Consider the following 6,671-nt stretch of genomic DNA (forward strand, 5'->3'; position numbering starts at 1 on the left):
ACGAGCGCCAGCCCGCTCGACAAGCTGATCGAGGCGGGACATTTCCGCGAAGACCTGTTCTACGCGCTGTCGACCGCGCAATTCACCCTGCCCTCGCTTTCCGAACGGCGCGGCGATGTCGGGCCGCTCGCCCGCCATCTGCTCACGCGCATCGGCGGCCTGCCCGGCATGGGCCCGATCGGCATCACCGACGATGCGCTACGCCTGCTCGCCGCCTATGCCTGGCCGGGCAATGTCCGTCAGTTGCAGGACGTGCTCTTCCGTGCGGCGGTCGAAAGCAAGACCGACGTGCTGACGAGTGCCGACTTCAAGGCGATCGAATCCGCCCTGGGCGGCAGCGTGAGCGGAGACGCCAATGTCGCGATCAACGGCGAGGCGATCGGCATCACCCTCTACCTCCCCGACGGCAATCTTCGTCCGCTCGAGGATATCGAAGCCGATGTCATCCGCCTCGCCATCGGCCATTACCGCGGCCGCATGAGCGAAGTCGCCCGCCGGCTCGGGATCGGGCGCTCGACGCTGTATCGCAAGCTCAGCGATCTGGGGATCGACACCGCGGCCTAAGCCGCGCCGATCGCCTGCTCGATCTGCGCCGTGTCGGCGTTGGTCAGCGTCTTGGCGAGTTCGCCGACCAGCCGCTTTTCCAGTTCGCGATGATAATGCCCGCGCATCACGCCGAGCGTGTGCGGATCGGCAATCACGAGCAGCTTTTCGATTTCGTTGTCGAGGATGCGCTTGTTAAGAAGCGCCGCGACGCCCGCGGCGTGTCCCCGCTCGTCAAGGTCGCGCGGTTCGGGCTTCGCGCCGCCGCGGTTTCCGGCGTCGACCTCCGGGCTGGCCGCATCGACAAGGTTGATAAGGTCGGCATCGCCATCGTTGCGAAACAGAACGAAGCGGTTGCCGTCGGCAACGGCGACATGGGCGCCATGGGGAAGTTGCATGAAAGTCTCCTTCGGAGCCCGCAATCGGAGCGGGCCTTCAAGAAGGGGACGCATGACAGTGCTGCAGGGTTTCCTCTCCCGCGACCGATGGAGGAACTCAGGCGGTCAGCGCCGCATCCCGCAGCCCGCGCCACACCCGCAGCGCCTGCCGGTTTTCGGCCACATCATGCACCCGCAGCAACTGTACGCCCTGCGTCGCAGCCTGATAATGAAGCGCGACCGTGCCGCCAAGGCGCTGGTCTGCAGGGGCTTCGTTGTCCAGTGCACCGATCAGGCGCTTGCGGCTCGCCCCGAAAAGCAGCGGGCAGCCGAGGGTGTGGAAGAGCGCAAGGCCATTGATCAGCGCCAAATTGTCGGCGACCCCCTTGCCGAAGCCGATGCCCGGATCGACGATGATCTTTGCGGGGTCGATGCCCGCCGCGATGCAGTCCGCGACACGCTCGGCGAGCATGTCGTAAACATCGAACAGGACATGCGCGTAGGTGCCGCCTTCGTGCGGATCGCTCTTTGCCGACGGCGCGTGCATCAGCACGACGGCGCAGCCTGCGCGCGCCACGACCTCCGTCGCGCGGTCGTCGTAGCGCAGCGCCGAAATATCGTTGACGATCGTCGCCCCGGCGGCGAGCGCCGCCTCCATGACCGCCGCCTTGCGCGTGTCGATCGACACCGCGGTTCCGCCGCGCGCGAGCGCCGCGACGACATTTTCCACGCGCTTGACCTCGTCGCCTTCCCAGACCAGCGGCGCGCCGGGCCGGGTCGATTCCCCCCCGACATCGACGATCGCCGCCCCTGCCGAGGCCATGGCGAAACCGGCCTCGATCGCCGCCGCCTCATCGACTGTCTTGCCGCCGTCGGAAAAGCTGTCGGGCGTGACGTTGAGGATGCCCATGATCTGCGGCTCGCCGAGCCTTACCGTGCGCGCGCCCAGCGTGAGCGCGCCGCGCGGTCGTTGGGTCGCGGCCCGCTGCGCGCGCGCTGCCTCGGCGAGCCGGCTGGGCATCGCGGCAATCCAGTCGTCGAGGTCGGCCACCGGCACCACCACCGAGCGGATCATGTCATTATCGCGCAGGCTGACATGCCAGGCCGCGAACCAGATCATCGCGTCGGCGAGGCGCAGGCAATGCTCGTCAAGTTCGTGCGGCCGATCGACGAAGCAGGTCGGGCGGAGGTAGACGCGCGCATCCTCCCATGTCGTGCCGAAGTCCGGCTTGGTGAGTGGAACGAACATGCAATCCCTTTCCCGTCGCCCCCGCGGAGGCGGGGCCGTAGTCGGCTTGTCGCGGCGCGGCAAGGCGATCTGGCCAACGGCCCCCCGCCTTCGCGGGGACGAATAGGCTTATGCCTCGTTCGCGAGCAACCAGTCCTGCCGCACCGTGTCGATCACGCGCAATTCCTTGCCCGTATCGACGTGCCAGAATGTCCAGCCGTTGCAGCTCGGCGCGCCCTGCACGCCCGCGCCGACCTTGTGGATCGACCCCGCGGGTTGCCCCTCGCATTCCAGACTGCCGTCGACACGCACCACCGCCTTCCAGCGGCGCTTCGTATCGGTGAGCGTCGTTCCCGGTGCAATCATGCCGCATTCGACCAGCGTGCCGAAGGCGACGCGCGTTGCGGCCTTGGGCGCCATCATCGTCCGCACCGTGCTTTCGTCGAGCGGCAGCGCCATTTCGATGCGCTCCTTTGCCGCTTCGATATAGCCGTCCTCGCGTTCGATGCCGATGAAGCGGCGGCCGAGGCGCTTCGCGACCGCGCCCGTGGTTCCGGTGCCGAAAAACGGGTCGAGGATCACGTCGCCGGGGTTCGAGCAGGCGAGCAGGATGCGATACAACAGCGCCTCGGGCTTCTGCGTCGGGTGCACTTTCGTGCCGCCCTTCTTGAGCCGTTCCTGACCGCCGCAGATCGGGATCAGCCAGTCGGAGCGCATCTGAAGTTCGTCGTTGAGCGTCTTCATCGCGCGATAATTGAAGGTGTAGCGCGACTTTTCGCCCATCGAGGCCCAGATCAGCGTCTCGTGCGCATTGGTAAAGCGCGTGCCCTTGAAATTGGGCATCGGGTTCGCCTTGCGCCACACGATATCGTTCAGGATCCAATAGCCATTGTCCTGAAGCGCGGTGCCGACGCGGAAGATGTTGTGATAGCTGCCGATCACCCAGATGCTGCCATTGGGTTTCAGGATGCGCTTCGCTTCCTTGAGCCACGCATGGGTGAAACGATCATAGGCCCCGAGACTGTCGAACTTGTCCCAATCATCATCGACGGCGTCGACCTGGCTGCCGTCGGGACGGTGTAGATCCCCGCCGAGCTGGAGGTTATAGGGCGGGTCGGCGAAAATCATGTCGACCGATGCCGCCGGCAGGCTGCGCATCATGGCGATGCAGTCGCCTTGCAGGATGCTGTCCAGCGGCAGATCGAGCGGGGCCGCTTTCGGCGTCCGCTGTTTTGCGGCCGGCGCCTTGACCCGTTCCATAACACCCATGTTTCGCCCCTGTCCTTGTCCGAAAGAAGCCCCTGATGAGTCCGGCGGAGTCCGCCGTCAAGCGCAGGATTCTAGGGATTCCGCCTCTCGAAATGGTTAACGCGCCGAGAACGAAAGGAGTCTGCCACGACATATGGAGTCTCGCGCGACTCGGGGACTCAACCACTGGTGGTGTGGCCGTCAGGACTCAGCGGCAGATTTTTTTCGATTTGGCGCCCAACCAAGCGCCATTCGTGTTCAAATTCCCGGATCGACCCCGGTGAGGTCGACCGAACGCTCCCACAATTCGCGCCCCAGCTTCGGGTCGCGCGCCGCCTTGGTCGCGCGCGCGGGTCCCGACGCGCCGCTGATCTCGCCCAGCCCCTGCGGTCCCAGATAGTCGCCGCCCTGCACATGGGCGCCGGTTGCCGCCTGCAAGGTCGGCCAGGCGCCCTGCGCCGCGCTGTTGAAGAAGGGCGTGGCCAGCGGCGTCATCGACCGCAGCGGCCATGGCAGGTGGCGCGTCAGCTCGGTGAGCGCGACGCCCGGATGCGCACCGATCGCCTGCGTCGCCCGCCCCGCCGCGCCCAGCCGGCGATCAAGCTCGAACATATAGGACAGATTGGCGAGCTTGCTCGCCTGATAGCGCGACCAGCCATGATAGCCGCGCCGGGCATCGAGATCGCTGAAGTCGATCGTTCCGCTCTTGTGCGCCAGGCTGGCGGTAACGACGATCCGGTCGTCGACATGACCATGTATCAAGCCGGTAAAGGCAAAGGTGCCGAGGTGATTGACCCCGAACTGCAATTCGAAGCCCTGCGCGGTCAGCGACCGCGGCGGGATCATGACGCCCGCATTGTTGACGAGGACGTCGATGCGCGGCCCGGCGCGTACCACGGCCGCCGCCTCGCGAACCTGATCGAGATCGGCGAGATCGAGCCGCACGAAGGACAGGTCGGCGCCGGGAACATCGTCCGCGATGCGCGCCATTGCCGCCTCGGCGCGCGCTGCGTCGCGGCAGGCAAGCACCACCGCCGCTCCGCGCGCCGCCAGGATGCGCGCGACTTCGAAACCGATGCCGGCATTGGCGCCGGTGACGAGGAAGCGGCGACCGGTCTGCGCGGATACATGCTCTGCCGTAAATCCGCTCATCGCCCTCTCCCGTCCGTCAGATCAGCGTCAGCTGTGCGACCGGCGCAAAGCTCGCGCGGTGGAGCGGCGTCGGCCCCAATTGCCGCAGCGCCGCCAGATGCTGCGCGGTGCCATAGCCCATATTCGTCTCCCAGCCAAAACCGGGAAAGCGGCGCGCCGCGTCGGCCATAAAGCGGTCGCGATGCTCCTTGGCGATGATGCTCGCCGCCGAAATACAAGGGTGCAGCGCATCGCCGTCGACGATCGCCTGCGCGCGCCAGCGCCATCTGGGCAGGCGATTGCCGTCGACCAGCACCTCGCCGGGCTCGACCCCCAGTGCCTCGACCGCGCGCGTCATCGCAAGGAAAGTCGCCTGCAAAATGTTGATGCTGTCGATCTCGGTCACGCTCGCTTCGCCGACGCCCCAGCGGCAACGCGCCTTGATTTCGATCTCCAGCGCGGCACGGCGCTTCGCGCTCAATTTCTTGCTGTCGTCGAGACCGTCGATCCCGTCGTCGCACAGGATCACCGCGGCCGCGACCACCGGACCCGCGAGCGGTCCGCGCCCCGCCTCGTCGACGCCGACGACGATCATATCCGCCACGGCGGATAACGCCGGTATTCACCCGCCTGATAGAGGCACAGACGATTGCCCGCGGGATCGGTCAACCGCGCCTCGCGCCAGCCCCATTCCTCGTCGCGCGGCATCTGGTCGAAGCGCACCCCGCGCCGCGCGAGATAGGCGACCCAGGCGTCGAGCGCGCCGCTTTCCAGATAGGTGGTCGTTCCGCCCGCGTCGCCGTCGCCGACATGAATCGAGAGGGTGACGCCGTTCGCCGCCTCGAAGCGGGCATAGCCATTTGCGCTGCTATCGACGATCTGGGTCAACCCCATCTGTTTGTAGAAGGCCACCGACGCCGCATAATCGGTCGCCGGCAGGGTGATCTGGTTGAGTGCGGGGCCGGTAAACAGCCCGTCGTTCCGCACCCCCTGCTGCCCCATCGGGCCATGCCCCTCGCCCAATCCGGGCGCATCCATCAGCGCCAACCGCACGAAGTCGCGTGCGCGCGCCACCGCGGGCTCGAGCGGCATACCCTGCGCCAGCCCGGTCGCGATCGCGCTGGCAAGCGTGCAGCCGGTACCGTGGGTGTTCATCGTCGCTATACGCGGGGCTTCCCAGCGCGCCACTTCGCCCGCATCGGCTTCGATCAGCCGGTCGACCACGGTGTCGCCTTCGCCATGCCCGCCCTTGGCGAGCAGCGCGCAGCCATGCGCCAGCACCGCCGCCTCGCCGCCGAGCGCCGCCAGCTCGCCAAGATTGGGCGTCGCCACCGCCGCCCGGTCGAGCAGCGCCTCGAACGCGCGGATCGTGTCGGCGTCAGCAAGCACCGATCCGCTGGTGGCGACCATGACCGGGTCGAACACCACCGCGGCCCCGGCCATGTCGGGCCGGCGAAGCCGTTCGGCGACCGCCGCCGCGGTTGCCGCGCTGCCGATCATGCCGATCTTCACCGCGTCGACGCCGATGTCGGCGACGACGCTGTCGATCTGCATCAGCACCATCTCGGCCGGGACAGCGTGGACGCCCTGCACACCCATCGTATTCTGCGCGGTGATCGCGGTGATCGCGGTCATCGCATGGCCGCCGAGCATGGTGACGGTCTTGATATCCGCCTGAATGCCCGCACCGCCGCCGCTATCGGAGCCGGCGATAATCAGAACGCGTGCGGTCAACGCTTGAACTTTCGCTCCGTCGAAGCGGGGAATTTCGCCAGCGCAGCGCCTTCGCGCAGCGGACGGTCGAGCAGGTCGCCGCCGCAATTGGGGCAGCGTTCGTCGAGCTTGTCGGCGCAGGTCGCGCAAAAGGTGCACTCGAACGAGCAGATGAAGGCGCCGTGGATGTCCGCGGGCAAATCACGGCCGCAGCGTTCGCAATCGGGTCGCATCTCAAGCATGTATATATTCCTTAAAAACCGTTCGCCCCAAGCTTGTCGGAGGGGGCCGTTCTTCCTGCTCCGCTCATAGAGAAGAGAATGGTGCCTCGACAAGCTCAGCACGAACGGGGTGAGACTATTCGGTTTTCAATTCGCCGCCGCCGCGCGCACCGCGTCGCAGATCATGTCGACCACCTGTTCAACCTCACC

General features: G+C 66.6%; 8 protein-coding genes. 1 reads left to right on the top strand and 7 read right to left on the bottom strand.

Annotation, left to right across the window (positions count from 1 at the left end):
* Positions 1 to 564 (top strand): AAA-type ATPase lid domain-containing protein (locus tag ABS88_RS22430; protein ID WP_286750628.1); only part of this gene is annotated, 564 nt, incomplete at its 5' end.
* On the opposite strand, the gene ABS88_RS22435 is transcribed toward ABS88_RS22430, so the two are convergent.
* The 7 genes from ABS88_RS22435 to ABS88_RS22465 form a co-directional block, all read right to left on the bottom strand.
* A complete protein-coding gene (locus ABS88_RS22435) occupies positions 561 to 941 on the bottom strand; it encodes a baeRF12 domain-containing protein (RefSeq protein WP_058811748.1) in 381 nt (126 codons plus the stop codon). The two genes, ABS88_RS22430 and ABS88_RS22435, sit on opposite strands and share 4 nt — an antisense overlap.
* A gap of 97 nt (positions 942 to 1,038) precedes the next feature.
* The gene (gene folP, locus ABS88_RS22440; RefSeq protein WP_286750629.1) at positions 1,039 to 2,169 is read right to left on the bottom strand and encodes a dihydropteroate synthase; all 1,131 of its coding nucleotides are present in this window, start codon (positions 2,167 to 2,169) and stop codon (positions 1,039 to 1,041) included.
* Between the two features lie 108 nt (positions 2,170 to 2,277).
* On the bottom strand, positions 2,278 to 3,417 hold the full coding sequence (locus ABS88_RS22445; RefSeq protein WP_286750630.1) for a site-specific DNA-methyltransferase: 1,140 nt from the start codon (positions 3,415 to 3,417) through the stop codon (positions 2,278 to 2,280).
* Between the two features lie 237 nt (positions 3,418 to 3,654).
* Positions 3,655 to 4,548 (bottom strand): oxidoreductase, encoded by an 894-nt coding sequence (locus ABS88_RS22450; protein WP_286750631.1) that lies wholly within the window; start codon positions 4,546 to 4,548, stop codon positions 3,655 to 3,657.
* A 16-nt stretch (positions 4,549 to 4,564) separates the two neighbouring features.
* Positions 4,565 to 5,122, bottom strand: a complete 558-nt coding sequence (gene rnhB / locus ABS88_RS22455; RefSeq protein ID WP_058811756.1) for a ribonuclease HII — start codon at positions 5,120 to 5,122, stop codon at positions 4,565 to 4,567.
* Positions 5,119 to 6,261: a bifunctional hydroxymethylpyrimidine kinase/phosphomethylpyrimidine kinase gene (gene thiD, locus ABS88_RS22460; protein ID WP_286750632.1), complete on the bottom strand. Its 1,143-nt coding sequence runs from the start codon at positions 6,259 to 6,261 to the stop codon at positions 5,119 to 5,121. Before thiD ends, rnhB begins: the two co-directional genes overlap by 4 nt.
* Entirely contained in the window at positions 6,258 to 6,482 is a 225-nt protein-coding gene (locus ABS88_RS22465) for a DUF1272 domain-containing protein (RefSeq protein WP_003051183.1), read from the bottom strand. The genes thiD and ABS88_RS22465 overlap by 4 nt, the downstream gene beginning before the upstream one ends.
* Positions 6,483 to 6,671 lie beyond the last annotated feature (189 nt).

Source organism: Sphingopyxis sp. SCN 67-31 (genome assembly GCF_001725095.1).

Excerpts from the sequence above, each read along its gene's own strand:
- ABS88_RS22435 (WP_058811748.1), bottom strand. The coding sequence starts at position 941 with ATGCAACTTCCCCATGGCGCCCATGTCGCCGTTGCCGACGGCAACCGC.
- folP (WP_286750629.1), bottom strand. The coding sequence starts at position 2,169 with ATGTTCGTTCCACTCACCAAGCCGGACTTCGGCACGACATGGGAGGAT.
- ABS88_RS22445 (WP_286750630.1), bottom strand. The coding sequence starts at position 3,417 with ATGGGTGTTATGGAACGGGTCAAGGCGCCGGCCGCAAAACAGCGGACG.
- ABS88_RS22450 (WP_286750631.1), bottom strand. The coding sequence starts at position 4,548 with ATGAGCGGATTTACGGCAGAGCATGTATCCGCGCAGACCGGTCGCCGC.
- rnhB (WP_058811756.1), bottom strand. The coding sequence starts at position 5,122 with ATGATCGTCGTCGGCGTCGACGAGGCGGGGCGCGGACCGCTCGCGGGT.
- ABS88_RS22465 (WP_003051183.1), bottom strand. The coding sequence starts at position 6,482 with ATGCTTGAGATGCGACCCGATTGCGAACGCTGCGGCCGTGATTTGCCC.